This window comes from Actinoplanes sp. NPDC049802 (assembly GCF_040656595.1).
Classification (GTDB): Bacteria; Actinomycetota; Actinomycetes; order Mycobacteriales; family Micromonosporaceae; genus Actinoplanes.
Genome location: NZ_JBFAMR010000106.1, coordinates 1 through 20,122 on the forward strand (window position 1 = coordinate 1; position 20,122 = coordinate 20,122).

Sequence of the window (20,122 nt, forward strand, 5' to 3'; positions counted from 1 at the left end):
GAACGTCCGTACGAACGGGTGATGATGGTCCGCTAGGGCTTACGGTGTGGACAACCCGCTCCCCGACCGGGTGATACTGGGCGTACCCGTGGGTATACGGGGACAGTGACCACCACAGAGGTGCCCATGCAGACGCGTACCGAGATCACCACCGCCGACGGCGTCCGGCTGCATGTATCGATCTCCGGCCCCCAGGATGCCCAGGTCACGGTGGTGCTGGCGCACGGCTGGTGCCTCGACCGCCGGACCTGGCAGCACCAGATCACCGCACTCACCGGGATGGGCCGCAAGGCGCCCAGGGTGATCGCCTACGACACCCGGGGCCACGGCCGGTCGGGTCCGACCCGGCTGCGCGAGGCCACCCTGGCCCGGCTCGGCGACGACATGGCCGAGGTGATCCGCCGTTGCGCTCCAACCGGCCCGGTCGTGCTGGCCGGGCATTCGATGGGCGGGATGACCATCATGGAGTACGCGCACCGGCACCCCGGCGAGTTCGCCGCCCGGGTGTCGGGCCTGCTCCTGGTCTCGACCACCGCCGAGGGCCACACCCATACCCGGTACGGGCTGCCCGACAGCCTCGCCGGGGTGCTGCGGGCCGGTGAGATGCTCGGCGCCGGCCTGCTCGCCCGGTCCGGCGCGTGGCGACCGCACCGGGCGGTCCTGCCGGCTCTGCGCCCGGCCCTGCGCTGGCTGCTCTTCGGCGACGACTGCGCCGAGGAGGCCATGATGCTGACCATCCACAGCGTGGGCCGGGCACCGCTGCGGTCGATCGGCGGTTTCCGGGAGTCGATCGGCGCCCAGCTGCGGCTCGACACGCTGGCCGAGCTGGGCGGCATGCCGGCCACCGTGCTGGTCGGCGACCGGGACCGGCTCACCCCGCCGGCCTGCGCCGAGTCGATCGCCGGGGCGCTGGCCGGGGCCGAGCTGACCGTGCTGCCGGGGGCCGGGCACATGCTCCCGCTGGAACGGCCGGCGGAAGTCTCGGAGGCGCTCGTCGCGATCGTCCGCCGGGCCGCCCGGAACGTGAGGCGGACGCGCCGGACGATGACGCGGGCCCGGCACTGCTCCCGCGCGGCCTAGGTTCTGTCGCGTGGATCACGTCGGGGCTGCGGCGTGGCCCGGGGTTACCGGCGCGTTCGACATCGGTCACCCCGCCCGCCTCTCGTGGGCAAGCTGCTCGTTTTCCGGGGAAATGCATATCTCGCGGTGTTCCGGCGACGATCCTGGGAAGTTCCGGCCACGGAGTGAGCGCCGGGCTCGTTCGACGCGGACGGGGGCGTGGGAGTAAGTTCGATTGCCCCCTTGGCGCCGAGCGCGCTTCGGTGGTGCGCCATGAGAGGGAGAACAGCGGACTTGAGCGACACCACCGTCCTGCAACAGGAGATCGCGGTCGAGCAGCAGCATGTCGACCGTGTCTACGCCCGCCTCGCGGAGCTGCGCCGGGACGCCTCCCGGGCCGAGAAGGAGGGCTACCGCCTGGCCGGGGTGGGCACCTTCGGGGCGCTGGTGGAGCGCGACGCGATGGTCTACCACGCGGCGCGCCGCCGGCACGCCCTCGACACCGAGTACGAGGGGCTCGTCTTCGGCCGCCTCGACCTCAAGGCCGGCGCCACCCACTACGTGGGCCGGATGGGCATCCGTGACGAAGCCTCGAAGCCGCTGGTGGTGGACTGGCGTGCCCCGGCCGCCGCGGCGTTCTACCGGGCCACCGCGGCCGAACCGCTCGGCGTGGTCCGCCGCCGGATGATCCAGTCCAGCCGGGAGAAGGTCACCGGCATCGAGGACGATCTGCTCGACCCGGACGCGGCGCCGGACGGCATGCGGGTGGTCGGCGACGGCGCGCTGCTGGCCAGTCTGGCGAAGGCGACCGGCCGCGGCATGCGGGACATCGTCGCCACCATTCAGCGCGAGCAGGACGAGGCGATCCGCTCCCCCGCGTCCGGAGTGACGATCGTGACCGGCGGCCCGGGCACCGGCAAGACGGCGGTGGCGCTGCACCGGGCGGCCTACCTGCTGTATTCGGACCGCAGCCGGTTCGCGGGCGGCGGCATCCTGGTGGTCGGGCCGTCCGGCGTCTTCGTGGAGTACATCGCGACCGTCCTGCCGTCGCTCGGCGAGGAGACAGCGACGCTGCGCTCGCTCGGCACGCTGGTGCCGGGCTACGACGCGACCCGGGTGGACTCCGGCCCGGTCGCCGCGATCAAGGGCTCACTGCGGATGCGGCGGGTGCTGGAGCGTGCCTCGCACGACGCGGTGCCGGGCGCGCCCACCGAGTTGCGGCTGCTCTACCGCGGGACGCTGCTGCGGCTGGCCGCCGCGGATCTGGAGCGGATCCGGCGTTCGGCGCTGCCCCGGGGCGCCCGGCGCAACGAGGTCCGTGGTCACGGTTTCGACCGGGTCTTCGACGCGCTGTGGGCGCAGGCCCGGGAGGCGAAGGTGACCGGGCTGCCGGAGAAGCGGGAGTTCGAGTCGGAGCTGGCCGACCGCACCGACTTCCGGGAGTTCCTGAAGGCGTGGTGGCCGCGGTTCACCCCGATGCGGGTGCTGCGCTGGCTGGCCGATCCGGGGCGGCTCCGGGCGTACGCGAACGGTGTTCTCTCCCGGGACGAGATCGCCGTGCTGCAGGGCTCGTTCGACGCGCTGGCCGAGCACGGCCCGACGATCGCCGACGTGGCGCTGCTGGACGAGCTGGACGAGCTGATGGGCCGGCCCCGGCAGCCGCAGCGCAGGACGAGGAACCCGTTCCACGTGCGGGACGGGATCCAGGAGGTCAGCACGTTCGCGGACCGGCAGGCGGCGGCCCGCGCCCAGCAGGTGCGGCGCGAGGAGGACTACCGGGAGTACGCGCACGTCGTCGTCGACGAGTCGCAGGACGTGTCGCCGATGCAGTGGCGGATGATCGGGCGCCGCGGGTCCTACGCGTCGTGGACCATCGTCGGCGATCCGGCGCAGACGGCGTGGTCCGGTGACCCGGAGGAGCTGGACCGGTCCCGGGACCGCGCGCTGGGCACCCGCAAGCGCAACAGTTACGCGCTGACCACGAACTACCGCAACTCGTCGGAGATCTTCGAGGTGGCGGCGCGCGTCATCCGTACGATCATGCCTGATCTGCCGTTGCCGTCGGCGGTGCGCAGCACCGGGGTCGAGCCGGCCGATGTGACGGTGACCACCGATGGTCTTCCGGAGGCGGTCCGGGAGCTGACCGAGAAGCAGCTCGCCGAGGTGGACGGCACGATCGGCGTGATCATGCCGGTGCCGCGGCACGACGAGGTGGCCGGCTGGGTGGCCGGGCTGCCGGAGCGGGTCCAGGTGGTGACCGCGCTGGAGGCCAAGGGCATGGAGTACGACGCGGTCGTGCTGGTCGAGCCGGCGCAGATCGCGACCGACCCGGCCGGGGTCCGCACCCTGTACGTCGCCCTGTCCCGTGCGACGCAGCGGCTGACCACGGTGGGCACGAACCCGGGTTGGCTGCCGTAGGGATCCGGCGCCGGATCGCACGATGACCGGGCCGCGGCTGTCCGTCGCGGACCGCGGACCGGCGTGGGCCTTTCCGGCTGGACGCCGCTCGGCAGGGTGATTGTGCCGGGCGGCGGGCTGGTCGGCGCCGCCGTGGCGGGCATGGCGGTTACGGTCACCGCACACGCGGTGAGGTGGAGAAGTCCGCCCTTTCCGCCGCGGGCTGTTCGGCGAGACTTTCATCGCACGGGACGGCACACCGAACTGATTGCACATATAGCAATGTCCGCATACATTGGCGGCGGCCTGCCTGACGACGGAAGGTGGACGACATGGGAGCCGGCCACGACCACGGGACCCGGGAGCTGCTCAACAGCGGCGCCGGGCATCGGCGTCGCCTTTGGTGGGCGGCCGGGCTGCTGACCGTCTTCATGGTGGTCGAGGCGGTCGCGGCCTGGATCACCGGTTCGCTGGCGCTGCTCTCCGACGCGGGTCACATGTTCACCGACGTGCTGGCGATCGGGATGACGCTGGCCGCCATCACCGCCGCCCACAAGGCGGGCACCGACTCGGGCCGCACCTACGGGCTCTACCGGCTGGAGGTGCTGGCCGCCCTCGCCAACGCGGCGCTGCTCACCGTGGTGGCCGGGTTCGTGCTGGTGCAGGCGGTGCGCCGGTTCACCGACCCGCCGCACGTGCCGGCCGGCTGGATGCTGCTGGTCGCGGTCGGCGGCCTCGCGGCGAACCTGGTGGCGTTCGCGCTGCTGCGCTCGGGCGCCAAGGAGAACATCGGGGTGCGCGGGGCGTACCTGGAGGTGCTCGGCGATCTGCTCGGGTCGGCGGGGGTGATCGTGGCGGCGCTGATCATCTGGGGCACCGGCTGGGCGTACGCGGACCCGATCGTCGCCGTCCTGGTGGCCCTCATGATCCTGCCGCGCACCTTCGCGCTGGGCCGCTCGGCGATCCGGATCCTGGTCCAGGCCGCCCCCGGGCACCTGGACGTGGCCGAGGTGCGGGAGCGACTGGCCGCCGTCCCGGGCGTCTGCGACGTGCACGACCTGCACGTCTGGACGCTCACCGAGGGGATGGACGTGGCCTCGGCGCACCTGCGCCTGGACCCGAACGCCGAGCTGGGCGACGTGCTCACCGAGGCTCGCGAGGCGTTGCACGAGGACTTCCACATCGATCACGCCACGCTGCAGGTGGAGCCGGCCGGCCAGGCCCGGCACTGCGCGCCGATCAGCTGGTAACGCTTCGGGCTTTAAACCTCGTCTGTACTTTTTGCGAACCGCCACGCCGGATGCGCGAAAAGATAACAATGCGAGACATGAGTGACGGGCGAGTCATGGTCTTCGCGCCGGCCCCACAGCTGACGGTGACCATCGAGCAACAACACGACGAGCCCGAGCTGCACGTCCATCCGGGCGGCCAGGGCATCTGGCAGACCCGGATGATCACGTCGCTCGGGGCCCGGGTGACGCTCTGCGCGGCCGCGGGCGGCGAGGTGGGCCGGGTGCTGGCTCCGCTGCTGGAGCTTCCGGGCGTCACACTGCGGCTGGTCATGCGCGAGCACGGCAGCGGCTGGTATGTGCACGACCGGCGGGGCGGCAGCCGGCAGGAGGTCGCCGAGCGGCCCGGCACCCCGCTCTCCCGGCACGAACTGGACGAGCTCTACAACCTCACCCTCGCCGAGGGCCTGCGGGCCGGCATCGCCATCCTGAGCGGCCCGGCCCACCCGTCGGTGATCAAACCCGAGGTGTACGGGCGCCTCGCCGCCGATCTGCGGTCCAACGGCTGCAAGGTGATCGCCGACCTGTGCAGCCGCCACCTGGCCGCGGTCCTGGAGGCCGGCATCTCCGTCCTCAAGATCAGCCACGAGGAGCTGATCGCCGACGGGAAGGCGCCGGACGGCAGCACCGGATCACTGGTCAAGGCACTCGTCCGGCTGCACGAGAGCGGCGCCGAGACGGTGCTGGTCTCCCGGGCCGACATGGGCGCGCTGGCCCTCTTCAACGGGGAGATCTACTCGGTGGCCCTGCCCCGTCTCACCCCCGCCGAACACCGGGGCGCCGGCGACTCGATGACGGCCGGAGTCGCCGCCACCCTGGCCCACGGCGGCCACATCGAGGAGGCTGTCCGTACCGGGGCGGCGGCGGGGGCCCTCAACGTCACCCGGCACGGGCTCGGCACCGGGCACGTGGACGCGGTCCGGGTCCTCACCGAGCGGGTCCGGCTGACCCCGATAGAGAAGGCGAAATGACTCCTCAAACGGGCACTCAACCCCGAACGCGAATCCTGATCACCAACGACGACGGCATCGAGTCGCCCGGCATCCGCTGGCTCGCCCGCGCGGTCGGGCACGCCGGGTACGACGTGGTGGTGGCCGCGCCGCTGAGCGAGTCCAGCGGCAGCAGCGCCTCGATGACCGCGGTCGTGCAGGACGGCAAGATCGTCTCGGAGCCGCGTGAGCTTCCCGGCGCCAAGAACATCCCGGCGTACGGGGTCGCCGCCTCACCCGCCTACATCGTCCTGCTCGCCCTGCGCGACGCCTTCGGGCCGATCCCGGACATCGTGCTCTCCGGCATCAACCGGGGCGCCAACGCGGGCGCCGCCGTGGTCCACTCCGGCACCGTCGGGGCGTGCCTCACCGCCTCCCACGCCGGGATGCACGGGCTGGCCGTCTCCCTCGACGTGCTGACCCCGGCGGCGGCCACCGCGGCCAGCGGGGGCGCCGCGATCGCCGCCCTCAACCGGATCGACGACGAACAGCACCACTGGGCGAGCGCGGCCGACCTCGCGGTCCGCCTGCTGCCCTCCCTGCTGCACACCCCGCCCGGCACGATCTTCAACCTCAACGTCCCGGACCTGCACGTGGACGGCATCCGCGGCCTGCGGCAGGCGTCGCTGGCGCGTTTCGGCCAGGTGCAGATGAGCATCGCCGAAGCGGGCGACGGTTACGTCCGGACGGCGGTGCAGGCCGCCGAGGAGACCCTGGACCCCGGCACCGACCTGGCCGCGCTCGCCGAGAACTTCGCCGTCGTCACCCCGATCCGGGCACCCTCCGAGGACCCCGACGTACGGATCAACGTCGACGCTGTCCGGGTGCGGACGCCCGCCCTCTGAGCGTCAGGCGTTGACGGTCTCGTCGAAGGGCTGCGGGTTGCCGAAGAGGCCGAGCAGCCCGGTGACCCAGAGCTGCCGGTGCGCGAAACGGCTGGGCCGGGTGACGACCAGCTTGACGCCGCTGACCCCGGCCAGCTGGAAGGCGGCCACCAGGGCGCTGATGCCCACCGAGTCGATGAAGGTCACATGCCGCATGTTGAGCTCGATCCGGACAGGGGACCCGGAGGACAGCTGGGCCGCCACGGCTTCACGAATCTCGTACGCGTTCTCGACGTCGATCTCGCCGCGCGGGGAAACCTCCACCGCGCCATCGGCCAGCGTCGACGTCGTTATCGACAGCGTCACGCCTCTTCCCTCCACCCGCCCGGTCGCTCCCGGCGTTCGTTCCTCTAGACGCGGGCAGCCGCGTCGCCGACCTCGGACAAGGCGGCACCGGCTCCCCCCGGAAGGTTCGGTGAAACTGCCCGAAAGGTTAGGCCCCGAACCTGTTAGCCACCTGAGTGACCCGTGTGAACCTGGTCAACAGTACTGCGCGGCGTCAAATCGTTTTGCAAACGTGATGGCGTCCACTCCGGACGTTTGTGAAGAGTTGATCCGGGGCAACCTCCTCAGGAAGACCGTGCGACCGGAGGTGCTGGAGATGTTCTCGAGGAAGAACCGGGCCGAGAAGACCGCCGAGGAAGCCTGGGAGCATCTGCAGAGCGCGTGGGCCACAGCCGGGGACAACGCCGGCCGCGCGGCCGGGCGGCGCAGCCGCAAGCTCGCCGGGCGGGCCGGCGACCGGGTGACATCCGTCACCGACGAGGCATGGACCCGGGCCAACGCGGCCGCGAGCGCGCTCGCCGGCCACCGGCCGGCACGGCCCTGGGGCCTGATCGTCGCGATCGGCCTGGCCGGTGTCGCCGCCGGATGGGCGGCTGCCGGCGCCGCACGGGCCGCCCTGGAGCGGCAGGCCGAGAACGAGGAGATCGAGCTCGCCGAGACGGCGGTCGTGGTCACCCCGACGTACGACCAGAGGTGACCCGGCGGGGCCGTTTTCGCAGGCCCTTGCCGACCTCCCGCGAAAGCCCCGGGCTCTGTACAGTTGAGCGGCATTCGGCTTGAACTCCTACAGATAAGGTCCGCTGGTGCTCAACGCGGGAAACCTCCTGGACAACCGTTACCGGTTGGACGAGCGCGTCGCCACCGGCGGTATGGGTGACGTCTGGCGCGGCACCGATGTCGTGCTCGGCCGGACCGTCGCGGTCAAGGTGCTGCGCACGGCGATGCTCGAAGACCCCGAGTTCGCCGCGCGTTTCTACGGCGAGGCCCGGATGATGGCGGCCTTCCGGCACCCCGGTGTGGTCGAGGTCTACGACTACGCGAGCGACGGCGACTACGAGGGCCCGGAGAAGGTCGCCTACCTGGTGATGGCGTTCGTGGAGGGCGAGCCGCTCTCCGCCCGCGTCAAGGAGGGCCCGCTCGGCGTCGCCGAGACCATGGCGATCGTGGCGCAGGCTGCCGACGCGCTGCACGCCGCCCACGAGAACGGGATCGTCCACCGCGACGTCAAACCCGGCAACCTGATCGTGAAGCCGACCGGCGCGGTCATCCTGGTCGACTTCGGCGTGGCCCGGTCGAATGCGATGACCAGCGTCACCGGGCTGAACGCGATCGTCGGCACCGCTCTGTACATGGCGCCGGAACAGGTGGCCAAGGGCAACCTGACACCGGCCACCGACATCTACGCACTGGGCGCGGTGGCGTACCACTGCATCGCCGGCGTGCCCCCGTTCGACGGTGACAACGCCCTTCAGGTGGCGCTGCGGCACCTCGAGGACGATCCGGATCCGCTGCCCGACCACGTTCCCTACGCGGTTCGCGACCTCATCGCCCGGGCGATGGCGAAACAGCCGGCCGACCGGTTCCAGAGCGCGGCCGAGTTCGCCGAGGCGGCGTTCGCCGTCGCCGGCCCGATGGACTGGAAACGGCTCACCGGCACCACGCTGGCCGCCCCGATCAGCCCGGCCGCCCGGATGGCCGGCGGCCAGTTCCCGACCGCCCGGGTGGACAGCGGCCAGTCCCCGACCGTGCCGGTCAGCCCCGCCATGACCCGGTCCGCGCCGATGCACCACGCTGTCCCCGCGCCGATCCCCGGGCCGGCGCCGAAATCGTCCCAGCGGCCGGCGCAGCGTCTCCTGATGTTCGCGATCCTGGCGCTCTTCCTGGTGGCCGGCGGCATCGGCGTGGCCTACGCGGTGAAGGACGGCCCGCCGACCCAGGGCGACACCAGCACCCAGGAGCAGGGCACCCAGGCCGACCCGATCGGGCCGCCGCCGCCGAGTGCGGAGGCGTCGCCGTCGGCGGTTGAGGCCTCGCCGACCCCCTACCGGCCGAAGCCGACGAAGAAGCCGTCGTCGAGTCGCTCGGCCAGCCCGTCGTCGGCCTCGCCGTCGGCGACCTCGGCGCCGCCGGAGCCGACCGACCCGACGACCACGCCGACGACCACGCCGACCACCGAGCCGACGACGACTCCGCCGACGGACCCGACGACGGATCCGACGACGGATCCGCCGGCGGACCCGGCCGGCTGAGAAAGCCGCACCTGAAATACGCCTAATCCTCAACAGTGGCGGGCCGCGGCCGATGGTCCCGGCGGCACGGAGAAGCATCCGCGCCGCTAGGCGGGAGGTTCGGCCGCACGATGACAGTCCAGACTCCGCAGGAGCCGGGGCAGTACTCCACCGCCCCGCCGTGGGCGAGCCCGCCGGAGCCCGGTCCGGTTCCAGCCGCCCCCACCACCACCCCGCCTGTCGACCCGACCGGGCACCGGCACGGCCAGCTGCTCGTCCGCTTCCCCGGAGAGGTGCACGGGGCGGGCCGGCCGGAAGCGCCGTCCTGGCGGCCGGTCGTGTTCTGGACGTTCTTCCTCAGCGCCCTCGGCATCATCTCGGCGCTCCGGCGCTCCGGACAAGCCCACCGGTTCGGCCGGAAGCGGTCCCCCTACTGGATCGCCTACGGCACGACGGTGCCGGTCGGCGCGGCCTTCTGGTGGGTGCTCACCTTCGCCGTGGCGGTTCCGCTCCACCACGGTTACCAGGAGGACCGGATCACCGCGTCGCTGCAGGCGACCCTCTCCGCGGACAGCCGGATCGCCGCCGAGGTGGGCTCGTTCACCGGGGTCGCCTGTCTGGCCGAGGGAGACCGGGACGCCGAGGGGCTGCGCACCTACCTGTGCACCTTCCACCTGTCCACCGGGAAGAGCACCGGCATGTACGTGCAGGCCGACACCCGGGGCAACTGGCAGGAGCCGGAGTGAGCGGGCCGGTCCCCCGGCCCGCCCACGGTCAGAAGGTGACCGGCACGCCCTCACGGACGAGCTGCCAGTTCTTCACGAAGAAGTCGGCCGGGTCGATCCGGCCCTTCGCCTGCGCCCAATCGATGAGCAGCTGACGGATCTCCCGCTGCTCGTTGTAGACCTGAGTCTTCACGATGCCCGGGAAGCTGCCGCCGCCGGAGCGCCGGTAGTTGTTGACCGCCACCACGAACCGCGCGTCGGCGGCGACGTCCACCCCACCGATCTGGAGGCGGGTGGTCCGGCTGCCGACCGCCTTGCTGATGTCGATGTCGTAGTCGACCCCGGAGAACACGTCGTAGTTGTAGTCCGGCACGGCCGGGTCGTTGATCGTCTCCGGGTTGACCGGGGCGCCGACGGCGTGCGTGACGAAGTACTTCGCCGAGTACTCCAGGTACGCCTTCACCTCGGCGCCGGTCAGGACGACCGCCTCCAGGGTGTTGTCGTAGATGTAGAGGCCGGCCACGTCCTTGATCTTCACGTCGCCGCGCGGGAACACCGCGGTACGGCTGAACGGGGCGGCGATCGACAGAACGGGCAGGGTGGCGTACTCGGTGCCGGCCAGCGCCGCGGTGACGGTGTCGGTCTGCACCTTGTTGATGTAGTCGAGGATCGCGGTGTCCTCGTACCGGCTGGTCGCCGCGGACAACTCGACGGTGGAGGCGGCGACGACCTGGTTGACGTACGCCACCGTCTTGTCGTGCTGCCGCTTCACCACGGCGAGGACCTTGGGGTCGGCCTCGACGGTGTTGGTGTTCAGTGACGTCGCGGCCTTCGTGGTGATCGTCCACCGGCCCTTGACGCGGGTGATGTCGAAGTCCATCTTGGTGAGCCGCTGGCCCCACTTCGACGGTTCGGAGAGCAGCACCTGCTTGCCGGTCGTGAGGTTGGTGACGAAACGCTGCGGCACCTCGCGGTGCGCGTGCCCGAAGAGGATCGCGTCGATGCCGGGCACCTGTTCGGCGATCAGCGCGGTCGGGTTCTCGTTCGGCAACTCCGGCCCGTAGCTGGAGGTGCCGCTGTCGCCGCCGTGCGCGGAGATCAGCACGATGTCGGCGCCGCGGGCCCGCATGATCGGCACCCACTTGGCGGCCGAGGCGATCATGTCGGTGAACTCGATCTTGCCCTCGACGTTGGCCCGGTCCCAGATCGCCGACCCCGGGTTGGTGAGACCCAGGATGCCGACGCGCAGCGTCGGCGCGTGCCGGCCGAGCGACACCTTCTTGATGATGTACGGGGTGAACGCCGGCCGGCCGGTCCGCACACTGATCGCGTTGGCGGCCAGGGCCGGGAAGCCGAGCTGACGGATCCACAGATTGAGCAGCGGCAGGCCGTAGTTGAACTCGTGATTGCCCAGCGTGACAGCGTCGTAGTGCAGCACGTTCATGGCGCGGGCCATCGGGTGCTTCTCGCCGGTCGTGGTGATCGGCTCCTGCTTGGCGTAGTAGGTGGCCAGCGGGGTGCCCTGGATGGTGTCGCCGGCGTCCAGGACCAGCACCGGACCGGTCGCCTCGGCACGCAGCTTGTTCACCAGAGCGGCCAGCTTGGCCACGCCGACGTCGTTGTGGGCGCTGTCGTCGTACTCCGCGTCCTTGTAGTAATCCCAGTTGTAGACGTTGCCGTGGGTGTCCGACGTGCCCAGGACGGTGAGCCGGTAGGTCTTCTCCACGGCGGCACCGCCGGCCTGCGCGGCACCCGGGAAGACGAGCGGCGCGGCAACGGTGGCGGCCGCCGACGCGGCGAGGACGCTCCGCCGCGAGACGCCGGTGGGAAGGGTCATTGCGAACCTCTCAACATCAGACTCGATCGCGCCTTGTGGGCGCCGAAACCAGCACCTTAACGGCCGATCACGGCACCGGTCGATGAACCGAACATTGCACAGTGATCAAATCTGGTCGAGGGCCTCGACGCCGAGCAGGGACATTCCGATTTGGAGCGTTCGCCCGGTCAGCTCGCACAGTGCCAGGCGGCTGCTCCGCACCGCCGGTTCGGCGCCGACGACCCGGCACCGCTCGTAGAACCGGCTGAACGTGCTGGCCAGCTCGTACAGGTAGGTGGCGAGCCGGTGGGGTTCCCGCGGGCCGGCGGCGGCGTTCAGCGCCGGTTCGAAACCCAGCAGCGCGAGGGCGAGCGCCCGCTCCACGGGCTCGGTGATCCGGACCGGTCCCGGCTCGCCTGCGGCTTTGCGCGAGATGGAGCAGATCCGGGCGTACGCGAACTGCAGGTAAGGTCCGGTGTTCCCGGTCGAGGCGAGCATCCGGTCCCAGTCGAAGGTGTAGTCGCCCCGCCGGTCGGTGGACAGGTCGGCGTATTTGATCGCGGCGATGCCCACCGCCGGGTCGGAGGCCCGGGAGTCCGCCTCGTCGAGCAGCCCGGAGAGCCGGACGGTGGCGCCCGCCCGGGTCTTGAGCATCTTGCCGTCGGCGCCCAGGATCGAGCCGAACCCGATGTGCTCGGCGCTGACCTCGTCCGGCAGCCAGCCGGCCGCCCCGGCCACTGCGAAGACCATCTGGAAGTGGATCCGCTGCGGTGTGCCGACCACGTAGAGCAGTTCGTCGGCGCCGAGGTCCCGCACCCGGTGCCGGAGTGCGGCGAGGTCGGTCGCGGCGTACCCGAATCCGCCGTCGGCCTTCTGGACGATGAGCGGGAGCGGCGTGCCGTCGCGGCCGGTGAAGCCCGCCGGGAAGGCGCAGAGGGCGCCGTCGCTCTCGGTCAGCAGGCCCTTCTCCGCCAGGTCGGCCACGATCCCGGCGAGCTCGTCCTGGTAGGTGCTCTCGCCGGCGAAGTGCTCCGGCCCGAGGGTGACGCCGAGCCGGTCGTAGACGGCCAGAAACGCCTCCTCGGACTGGGCGACCAGCCGCCGCCACAGCTCCCGGGTCGGGCCGTCGCCGTTCTGCAGGGCCACCACCCGCAGCCGGGACCGGGTCCGGAAGCCCTCGTCGGTGTCGAACCGCACCCGGGCCGCCTGATAGAAGGCGGTCAGGCCGGCGAGCGTGTGCCGGGCGCCGTCACCGGTCTCGGCCAGGTGCTCGATCAGCATGCCGAACGGGGTGCCCCAGTCGCCGATGTGGTTGACCCGGTGCACGTCATGGCCCTGCCATTCGAGGATCCGGGCCAGCGAGTCGCCGATGATCGTGGACCGGAGGTGGCCGACGTGCATCGACTTGGCAAGGTTCGGCGAGGAGTAGTCGATCACGATCTTCTTCGGGCTCGCGACCGGCGCCACCCCGAGCCGTGGATCACCGGCCAGCCGGTCCAGGGTCGCGGTGATCAGGTCGTCGGTGACGGTCAGGTTGAGGAACCCCGGCCCGGAGACGGCGACCTCGGCGATCCCGGCCAGACCGGCGGTGGCGGCCACCTCGGCCGCGATGTCGCGGGGCGGCCGGTGCAGTCGGCCGGCCAGGGCGAGCGCCGCCCCGGACTGGAAGTCGGCGTGCGGGGAGACCCGGACGACCGGGTCGACGGGGGTGCCGGCGACCGCCGTGAAGGCGGGTGCCAGCCGGTCGTGCAGAAGCGTTTCGAGATTCATGGGTCGGCCCCTCGGCGTCGACGCGGAGGCGGGTCGAACCGACCACTGCTGTCCAGCGCCGGCGGGTGACGACCCGCCGGGAGGAAGCAGAGCTTCAGCGGCGGCCCTCGGGACGCCGACGTCGCACGCTGAAGCTGAACATGCCCGCGACTATAACTGATCGTCGTGCGCGATCCGGGTCATCTGCGGCCAGAGCAGGACCAGGAAGGCAGCCGAGGCGACGAACGCGGCCCAGAACGGGGCGGTGATGCCGTACTGCTTGGCCAGCAGTCCGCCGATTGCCGACCCGGCCACCAGTCCGGCGTACACGCAGATGGTGTTGACCGCGCTGACCCTGCCCTGGAGGTGTTCCGGCACGGCGCGCTGCCGGACCGTGGTGGAGGTGGTGCCCCAGATGAAGGCGTGCGCGCCGAACAGGAAGAACACCGGCAGGGCCACCCACGGCGAGCGGGTCGCGGCCAGGATCAGGTGGGTCAAGGTCTCGATGATCAGGCCGATTCGCATCACGTTGCCGAGGCTGACGCGGGCGGTGATCCAGCCGTAGAGGGCGGTGCCGAGCAGGCCGCCGACCGCGGAGACCGTGGTGATCAGGCCGAACCCGAAGTCGCCGAGCGCGAGCCGGTCACGGGCGTAGAGCACCAGCACCGCCCAGGCGGCCCCGAACGCCAGGTTGAAGATCAGGATGGTGAGGCAGAGGGTGCGGACCGGCGGGTGGTGCAGCACCCAGCGGAAACCCTCGACGATCTCGCGGCGCGCGTTCGCGCGCTCGGCGAGGCCGTGCGGCGGCAGCTTGATCCGGCTCACCAGCAGCATGCCGGCGAGGACCAGGAACACTTCGGACACCAGCGGCCAGACCTGGCCGACGGTGAACAGCGCGGCGCCCAGTGACGGCCCGGCCAGCTGGTTGAAGGTGATGAATCCGGTCTGCAGGCGGGCGTTGGCCAGCGCCAGGTCGTCGCGGCGCACCAGCATCGGGGTGAGCGTGCCGGTGGTGTTGTCGGCGAACACCTCGGCCGTGCTGATCAGCGCGACACCGATCAGCGCCGCCCCGACCGTCAGGTGGCCGGTGACCAGCGCGGCGATCAGCGCCGTCAGGACCACGGCCCGGACGGCGTTGGCGGCCAGGACGATCATGCGGCGGTTGTGGCGGTCCGAGAGGACACCGGCCCACAGGCCGCAGAGCAGCGGCGGCGCCCAGCTGGACAGGGCGGCCAAGGAGATCAGGAACTCGTCGGAGGTGAGCGAGGCCACCAGCAGCGGACCGGCCGCGGCGGCGATGCCGTCACCGAGGTTGGTCGTCCAGGACGACGCGAGCAGCCAGCGGAAACTCGTTCCGAGGCGGTGGGGCAGAAGGTTCTGGACGAGGGCACTCACAAGGTGAGCACCCTACGTGGAGCACGGGACGCTCCTGGGACCTGGCACGATCAACTCATGGCGGACGTGGGCTGGGACGAGGATGCCGGCGGGGTGTTGCGGCTGCCGTCCGGGCGGCTGGTCCGGGGCCGCGGGCTGCGACAGGCCATGCCGACCGGGCACCCGCCCCGCTTCGGGGTCTATCTGCTGGGCTCGGCGCCGCCCGAGTTCGGGTGGACCAGCCGGTGGATCCGGTGGCCCGACTTCTGGCTGCCGCGCGATCCCGCGCACGCCACGAAGGTGCTGCGGGAAGCCTGGACCCGCGCCGAAAGTGAGCGGGTCGAGGTGGCCTGCCACGGCGGAGTCGGGCGGACCGGTACCGCGCTGGCGTGCCTGGCGATCATCGACGGCGTGCCGCCGGACGAGGCGGTGGCCTGGGTCCGGCGGCACTATCATCCGCGGGCGGTGGAGACGCCCTGGCAGAAACGGTTCGTCGGGCGGTTCAGGAGCTGACGGCCGGCGGGCGCCAGATCGTGAAGTCCTGGATGTGGAAGTGGCTGGCCACCGTGCGGAAGGCGAACCAGCCGCGGGGGTACGGGTCGGTGTCGGTGTAGTCGAAGACCAACCGGTCGTCGCTGTAGTACCGGATCCGCTCGCCGTTCACCCGGATCCGCACCGTGATCGGAACGTTCGCCTCGATCAGCGGCGCGGTGTAGTCGTAGATCAGTGGGCGGTTGCCCGGCTCGCCCACGTACTTTCGGAACCTCGTGGTGGTGTTGAGGTTCGCGCCCTGGCCGACGTAGTAGGTCTGCAGGTAGTCGTACTGGGCGAAGGCGCCGCTGCGGGTGGTGGCGAAGATGTCGTCCGGCGAGCGCACGTCCCGGGCGTTCCAGAACGTGTTCAGGTCGGTGACGTGATCGTTGGGCCCGCCCGCGGACACCGGCGTGGCGGTGAACTCGATCTCGTAGGGGCCGGCGATCTCCTGCTTGAACCAGTAGTTGGGGTGGGCAGCAGCGGGATGTCACCGGGCGTGATCGCCGGTCCGCTGGGGGCCTGCTCCCGGTTCTTGACGACGGCCCGCACCGTGTAGACGCCGGTGCCCGGGGTGGTGTAGGTGAAGTTGGTGGACTCGTCGATCGGCTTCTTGTTGAGCCTCTTCGCGCCCTTGTAGACGTTGTTGCCGTGCTCGGTACCGAGGAGCCGCCAGCTCAGGTAGGTGCCGCCGTTCTCGGCGGGCACGGCGACCAGGCCGCGGTCCAGTTGCTCGACGATGCGTTCGGGGGCAGCAGAGCCGGCGTGCGCCGGCGTGGCGAGGAAGCCGGCGGCCAGCGTGAAGCCGGCCGCGGCGGCGATGACCGCTCTCATCGTCAGTTCTCCATGATCCGGTACGCCGGAGGTCGGCGCGCGCCGGAACGTATGGGACGACTGTGTATCGACGTTTGCGAAGGTTTTACTGAGGAAGGTCTCGGACGGGCCGTTCGCTCAGGTCAGCCCTTTGCCGCGCTGCAAAATTGAGACCGGCGCCACCTCGGATCGAGGCAGCCCCGTCGGCAGACGAGATAGGGCAATGTCAGGACTGTGCCATCTCTGCCGCGCTCACGCGGATCATGGCAGAACTTTGACATCACCTCTTCCTGAGATTCCGCTGCTCTCCGAGGTGTTCCCCCACCTTTCGATGCGTCGGCTACAGAGTTGGAACAGTTGCGAAATGTCAGAGCAATGACTCACAGCCAATCTGCTCTCACATGCAGCAGCCGGTAGCACCTGGCCGGCGACTCGCCCTGGACATCCCCATCCGCCGTGCCGCGAAGTCGGCGTCACGCCCCCCTTGACCAGGAACGGAGTACTTATACATGTCCACCACCAGCAAACGGCTGCGCACGCTCATGGCCACCGGAGCCATCGGGACGTCCATGGCCCTGGTGCTCGCCGGCTGTGGCGCCAAGGCCGGTGAAGAGACTGCCGCCGGCGCGGCCTCCCCGGCGGCCAGCTGCGTCGACACCTCGGGCAGCACCGTCAAGCTCGGCTTCCTCAACTCGCTGACCGGCGGCATGGCGATCTCCGAGAAGACCGTCTCCAACGTGCTGCACATGGCCGCCGACGAGATCAACGCCGCGGGCGGCATCCTCGGCAAGAAGATCGAGTACATCCAGGAGGACGGCGCCACCGACTGGCCCACCTTCGCGGAGAAGACCGAGAAGCTGCTCACCCAGGACTGCGTCGCCGCGATCTTCGGCGGCTGGACCTCGTCCTCCCGCAAGGCCGTCAAGCCGGTCGTCGAGAAGAACAACGGTCTCTTCTTCTACCCGGTGCAGTACGAGGGCCTCGAGTCGTCGCCGAACATCTACTACACCGGTGCGACCACCAACCAGCAGATCATCCCGGCGATGGACTTCCTGAAGACCCAGGGTGTGAAGAAGCTGTTCCTCGCCGGCAGCGACTACGTCTTCCCGCGCACCGCGAACGCGATCATCAAGCTGTACGCGGCCAAGCTCGGCATCGAGATCGTCGGTGAGGAGTACGTGCCGCTCGACAAGGACGACTGGACCAGCCAGGTGGCGAAGATCGTGGCGGCCAAGCCCGACTTCATCTTCAACACCATCAACGGCTCGTCGAACGTCGGCTTCATCAAGGCGTACTACGACGCCGGCCTCAAAGCCGAGACGACGCCGATCATCTCGGTGTCGATCGCCGAGGAGGAGGCGCCGGCGATGGGCCACGAGGTCACCGGCCAGTACGCGTCCTGGAACTACTTCCAGTCGCTCAAGACCCCCACCAACCCGAAGTTCATCGAGAGCTGGAAGGCCTACCCCAGCAGCAGCGGTGTCACCTCCGACCCGATGGAGGCCGCCTACATCTCGATGTACCTGTACAAGGCGCTCGTCGAGGCGGCCGGCTCGTTCGACGTCGACGCGGTGAACGCCGCGGCCAAGAAGAACCCCATCACGTTCGACGCGCCGGAGGGCAAGGTCACGCTCGACGGCGAGAACCACCACATCTCCAAGCCCGGCCACATCGGCAAGATCAACTCCAGCAACCAGTTCGACATCGTCTGGGCCTCCGACGAGTTCATCGAGCCCGACCCGTACCTCGAGGGCTACGACTGGTTCCCGGCGGACATCCGCAAGCAGTTGGTGGACGCGGCGGGCTGATCACCCGCGGGGTCGCGTGTCACCGACGGCACGCGACCCGCCCTCCTCCGTAGAGACGCTAAAGAGAGCGAATGCACGTGGACGCACTGATAGCACCACTGCTGAACGGCAGCGCACAGGGTGCACTGCTCCTGCTCGCCGCGCTGGGCCTCTCGCTCACCTTCGGCCAGATGGGCGTGATCAACATGGCCCACGGCGAGTTCCTCATGATCGGCGCCTTCAGCGCCTACCTCGTCCAGCAGGTCATCACCGCCAGCAACCTGTCGATCCCGGTCGCGCTGCCGGTCGCGTTCGTCGTCGCCGGCCTGTTCGGCCTCCTGCTGGAGGTCACCATCATCCAGTGGATGTACCGCCGGCCCCTCGACACCCTGCTCGTCACGGTCGGTGTCGGCCTGATCCTGCAGCAGGCGGCCCTGCAGATCTTCCCGTCCCAGGGCGTCCCGGTGGAGAAGCCCGGCTGGCTCGACGGGCAGCTGAGCATCCTCGGCTACGAGTGGCCGCTCCGGCAGCTCTTCACCATCGTGCTCGCGGCCGTCTGCGTCGCCGCCCTGTCGGCCTGGCTCAAGTACACCTCGTTCGGCCGCCGCATCCGGGCGACCGTGCAGAACCGGGATCTCGCCGAGACGTCGGGGATCTCCACCCGCACCATCGACCGCCTCACCTTCTTCACCGGATCGGGCCTGGCCGGGGTCGCCGGCGTGGCGGCGTCGCTCATCGGCGGCACGAACTCCCAGATGGGCGCGCAGTACATCATCCCGGCCTTCCTCGTCGTCGCCGCCGGTGGCATCGGCCAGCTCAAGGGCACCATCATCGCCGCGTGGGCGGTGGGCGTCGCCCTCTCGTACTTCGCCTACTGGACGACCGGCAGCCTGGCGCAGGTGCTCGCCTTCATCCTCGTGATCGTCTTCCTGCAGCTGCGCCCGCAGGGCCTGTTCACGGTGCGAACCAGGAGTCTGGCATGACAAAGAAGCCCTGGATCTCTCTCGGCGGCATCGGGGTGTTCGCCGTGCTGCTCCTCGCGGTAGCACCCCTCGTGCTCACCGATCACTGGCTCAACAACCTCGGCAAGTACTGCTGCTGGGCCATCGCCGCCGTCGGCATCGGCCTGGCGTGGGGCCGGGGCGGGATGCTGGTGATGGGTCAGGGGGTGTTCTTCGCCCTCGGCGCGTACTCGATGGCCATGCACCTCACGCTGGAGACCGCGGGTGACCGCGTGCCCGGGTTCATGGTGCTCTACGACCCGCTCGCGCCGCTCCCGGCGTTCTGGGAGCCGTTCCGCAGCGGGGCATTCACCCTGCTGGCGATCGTGGTGCTCCCGGTGGTGCTGGCCGGCATGCTCGGATACGCGCTGTTCAAGCGCCGGGTGAAGGGCGCGTACTTCGCGATCCTGACGCAGGCGCTCGCGGTCGCGCTGGCCGTCCTGATCAGTTCCACGATCCGCGAGTCCGGTGGCGACACCGGGCTCAGCGACTTCAAGTACTTCTTCGGCTACGTGCTGAACGACCCGGCGAACAAGCTCATGGTGTATCTCATCGCGGCCGGGCTGCTCATCGTCTGCCTGCTCGCGGTGTGGCAGCTCTACCGCAGCCGGTTCGGTGAACTCCTCGTCGCCACCCGGGACGCGGAGGAGCGCGTACGTTTCCTCGGCTACGACCCGGCCAACGTCAAGCTCGTCGCGTTCGTCGTGTCCGCGCTGATGGCGAGCATCGGCGGGGCGATGTTCGTGCCCATCGTCGGCATCATCACCCCGGCCGAGATCGGTGCCGCCGCCTCGATCCTGATGATCGCGGGTGTCGCCTTCGGTGGCCGTGCCTCGCTCTTCGGCCCCGCGCTCGGCGCGATGGCGGTCGGCTGGGGGCAGTCGAGCCTCGGCTCGACCTGGCCCGAGGGCTGGACCTACATCCTCGGTCTGCTCTTCGTCGTGGTCATCCTCTTCCTGCCGAACGGGCTGTCGTCGCTGCCCGCCCGGATCGCCGCCGCCCGCCGCAAGCCGGACGCCCAGTCCACCCCGGCGGTCCCCGCCGTCGTCGCCGCCGAACTCGAAGAGGTGCGGTCATGACCGCACCCTGCTGCGCTTTTGTCGAGGCAGAGGTCGCGCTGACCAGGCTGCTGCACCGGCTACCACGGCTCAGCCTGTCCGAGCATCCCGTTCCGTACGCCCACGACCTGGTCTTC

18 protein-coding genes are annotated in these 20,122 nt (G+C 70.4%); 12 read left to right on the forward strand and 6 right to left on the reverse strand.

Going from position 1 to position 20,122, the window contains the following annotated elements; all coding sequences use genetic code 11:
- The first annotated feature begins 126 nt into the window (after nt 1-126).
- The 5 genes from AB0I88_RS37880 (at nt 127) to AB0I88_RS37900 (ending at nt 6,579) form a co-directional block, all read left to right on the forward strand.
- A complete protein-coding gene (locus AB0I88_RS37880; RefSeq protein WP_361036528.1) occupies nt 127-1,080 on the forward strand; it encodes an alpha/beta hydrolase in 954 nt (317 codons plus the stop codon).
- Between the two features lie 273 nt (nt 1,081-1,353).
- Nucleotides 1,354-3,477 carry an AAA family ATPase gene (locus AB0I88_RS37885; protein WP_361036485.1) on the forward strand — a complete coding sequence of 708 codons (2,124 nt, stop codon included), beginning with the start codon at nt 1,354-1,356 and terminating at the stop codon, nt 3,475-3,477.
- Between the two features lie 311 nt (nt 3,478-3,788).
- On the forward strand, nt 3,789-4,706 hold the full coding sequence (locus AB0I88_RS37890) for a cation diffusion facilitator family transporter (RefSeq protein WP_361036488.1): 918 nt from the start codon (nt 3,789-3,791) through the stop codon (nt 4,704-4,706).
- 68 nt (nt 4,707-4,774) lie between these two features.
- Nucleotides 4,775-5,716 (forward strand): PfkB family carbohydrate kinase, encoded by a 942-nt coding sequence (locus tag AB0I88_RS37895; protein ID WP_361036491.1) that lies wholly within the window; start codon nt 4,775-4,777, stop codon nt 5,714-5,716.
- Nucleotides 5,713-6,579 (forward strand): 5'/3'-nucleotidase SurE, encoded by an 867-nt coding sequence (locus AB0I88_RS37900; RefSeq protein ID WP_361036494.1) that lies wholly within the window; start codon nt 5,713-5,715, stop codon nt 6,577-6,579. Before AB0I88_RS37895 ends, AB0I88_RS37900 begins: the two co-directional genes overlap by 4 nt.
- Nucleotides 6,580-6,582: 3 nt before the next feature.
- Here AB0I88_RS37900 and AB0I88_RS37905 read toward each other — a convergent pair whose 3' ends face one another.
- Complete coding sequence (locus AB0I88_RS37905; protein WP_361036497.1) at nt 6,583-6,924, reverse strand: STAS domain-containing protein; 342 nt, start codon at nt 6,922-6,924, stop codon at nt 6,583-6,585.
- 295 nt (nt 6,925-7,219) lie between these two features.
- On the opposite strand from AB0I88_RS37905, the gene AB0I88_RS37910 reads away from it, so the two are divergent.
- From AB0I88_RS37910 to AB0I88_RS37920, 3 genes are all read left to right on the forward strand, one after another.
- A complete protein-coding gene (locus tag AB0I88_RS37910; protein ID WP_361036500.1) occupies nt 7,220-7,600 on the forward strand; it encodes a hypothetical protein in 381 nt (126 codons plus the stop codon).
- Between the two features lie 106 nt (nt 7,601-7,706).
- Nucleotides 7,707-9,152 (forward strand): serine/threonine-protein kinase, encoded by a 1,446-nt coding sequence (locus AB0I88_RS37915; RefSeq protein ID WP_361036503.1) that lies wholly within the window; start codon nt 7,707-7,709, stop codon nt 9,150-9,152.
- A gap of 110 nt (nt 9,153-9,262) precedes the next feature.
- Nucleotides 9,263-9,877 (forward strand): hypothetical protein, encoded by a 615-nt coding sequence (locus tag AB0I88_RS37920; RefSeq protein WP_361036506.1) that lies wholly within the window; start codon nt 9,263-9,265, stop codon nt 9,875-9,877.
- Nucleotides 9,878-9,905: 28 nt separating this feature from the next.
- Here AB0I88_RS37920 and AB0I88_RS37925 read toward each other — a convergent pair whose 3' ends face one another.
- From AB0I88_RS37925 to AB0I88_RS37935, 3 genes are all read right to left on the reverse strand, one after another.
- The gene (locus AB0I88_RS37925; RefSeq protein ID WP_361036509.1) at nt 9,906-11,693 is read right to left on the reverse strand and encodes a 5'-nucleotidase C-terminal domain-containing protein; all 1,788 of its coding nucleotides are present in this window, start codon (nt 11,691-11,693) and stop codon (nt 9,906-9,908) included.
- Between the two features lie 105 nt (nt 11,694-11,798).
- Nucleotides 11,799-13,442 carry an arginine--tRNA ligase gene (gene argS / locus AB0I88_RS37930; RefSeq protein WP_361036512.1) on the reverse strand — a complete coding sequence of 548 codons (1,644 nt, stop codon included), beginning with the start codon at nt 13,440-13,442 and terminating at the stop codon, nt 11,799-11,801.
- A 150-nt stretch (nt 13,443-13,592) separates the two neighbouring features.
- The gene (locus AB0I88_RS37935; protein ID WP_361036515.1) at nt 13,593-14,816 is read right to left on the reverse strand and encodes an MFS transporter; all 1,224 of its coding nucleotides are present in this window, start codon (nt 14,814-14,816) and stop codon (nt 13,593-13,595) included.
- A gap of 57 nt (nt 14,817-14,873) precedes the next feature.
- On the opposite strand from AB0I88_RS37935, the gene AB0I88_RS37940 reads away from it, so the two are divergent.
- On the forward strand, nt 14,874-15,308 hold the full coding sequence (locus AB0I88_RS37940; protein WP_361036517.1) for a protein-tyrosine phosphatase family protein: 435 nt from the start codon (nt 14,874-14,876) through the stop codon (nt 15,306-15,308).
- Here AB0I88_RS37940 and AB0I88_RS37945 read toward each other — a convergent pair.
- Both AB0I88_RS37945 and AB0I88_RS37950 read right to left on the reverse strand, forming a co-directional pair.
- Entirely contained in the window at nt 15,298-15,735 is a 438-nt protein-coding gene (locus AB0I88_RS37945) for a DUF6250 domain-containing protein (RefSeq protein WP_361036519.1), read from the reverse strand. The genes AB0I88_RS37940 and AB0I88_RS37945 overlap by 11 nt on opposite strands.
- Nucleotides 15,696-16,160, reverse strand: a complete 465-nt coding sequence (locus AB0I88_RS37950) for a hypothetical protein (RefSeq protein ID WP_361036521.1) — start codon at nt 16,158-16,160, stop codon at nt 15,696-15,698. Before AB0I88_RS37950 ends, AB0I88_RS37945 begins: the two co-directional genes overlap by 40 nt.
- Nucleotides 16,161-16,648: 488 nt before the next feature.
- Here AB0I88_RS37950 and urtA point away from each other — a divergent pair, with 488 nt between their 5' ends.
- The 3 genes from urtA (at nt 16,649) to urtC (ending at nt 20,006) form a co-directional block, all read left to right on the forward strand.
- Entirely contained in the window at nt 16,649-17,947 is a 1,299-nt protein-coding gene (gene urtA / locus AB0I88_RS37955; protein ID WP_361036523.1) for an urea ABC transporter substrate-binding protein, read from the forward strand.
- A 71-nt stretch (nt 17,948-18,018) separates the two neighbouring features.
- On the forward strand, nt 18,019-18,909 hold the full coding sequence (gene urtB, locus AB0I88_RS37960; RefSeq protein ID WP_361036525.1) for an urea ABC transporter permease subunit UrtB: 891 nt from the start codon (nt 18,019-18,021) through the stop codon (nt 18,907-18,909).
- Entirely contained in the window at nt 18,906-20,006 is a 1,101-nt protein-coding gene (urtC, locus tag AB0I88_RS37965) for an urea ABC transporter permease subunit UrtC (protein ID WP_361036527.1), read from the forward strand. Before urtB ends, urtC begins: the two co-directional genes overlap by 4 nt.
- The last annotated feature ends 116 nt before the right edge of the window (nt 20,007-20,122 follow it).

Excerpts from the sequence above, each read along its gene's own strand:
- AB0I88_RS37880 (WP_361036528.1), top strand. The coding sequence starts at position 127 with ATGCAGACGCGTACCGAGATCACCACCGCCGACGGCGTCCGGCTGCAT.
- AB0I88_RS37890 (WP_361036488.1), top strand. The coding sequence starts at position 3,789 with ATGGGAGCCGGCCACGACCACGGGACCCGGGAGCTGCTCAACAGCGGC.
- AB0I88_RS37895 (WP_361036491.1), top strand. The coding sequence starts at position 4,775 with ATGCGAGACATGAGTGACGGGCGAGTCATGGTCTTCGCGCCGGCCCCA.
- AB0I88_RS37900 (WP_361036494.1), top strand. The coding sequence starts at position 5,713 with ATGACTCCTCAAACGGGCACTCAACCCCGAACGCGAATCCTGATCACC.
- AB0I88_RS37910 (WP_361036500.1), top strand. The coding sequence starts at position 7,220 with ATGTTCTCGAGGAAGAACCGGGCCGAGAAGACCGCCGAGGAAGCCTGG.
- AB0I88_RS37920 (WP_361036506.1), top strand. The coding sequence starts at position 9,263 with ATGACAGTCCAGACTCCGCAGGAGCCGGGGCAGTACTCCACCGCCCCG.
- AB0I88_RS37925 (WP_361036509.1), bottom strand. The coding sequence starts at position 11,693 with ATGACCCTTCCCACCGGCGTCTCGCGGCGGAGCGTCCTCGCCGCGTCG.
- argS (WP_361036512.1), bottom strand. The coding sequence starts at position 13,442 with ATGAATCTCGAAACGCTTCTGCACGACCGGCTGGCACCCGCCTTCACG.
- AB0I88_RS37940 (WP_361036517.1), top strand. The coding sequence starts at position 14,874 with ATGGCGGACGTGGGCTGGGACGAGGATGCCGGCGGGGTGTTGCGGCTG.
- AB0I88_RS37950 (WP_361036521.1), bottom strand. The coding sequence starts at position 16,160 with ATGAGAGCGGTCATCGCCGCCGCGGCCGGCTTCACGCTGGCCGCCGGC.
- urtA (WP_361036523.1), top strand. The coding sequence starts at position 16,649 with ATGTCCACCACCAGCAAACGGCTGCGCACGCTCATGGCCACCGGAGCC.
- urtB (WP_361036525.1), top strand. The coding sequence starts at position 18,019 with ATGCACGTGGACGCACTGATAGCACCACTGCTGAACGGCAGCGCACAG.
- urtC (WP_361036527.1), top strand. The coding sequence starts at position 18,906 with ATGACAAAGAAGCCCTGGATCTCTCTCGGCGGCATCGGGGTGTTCGCC.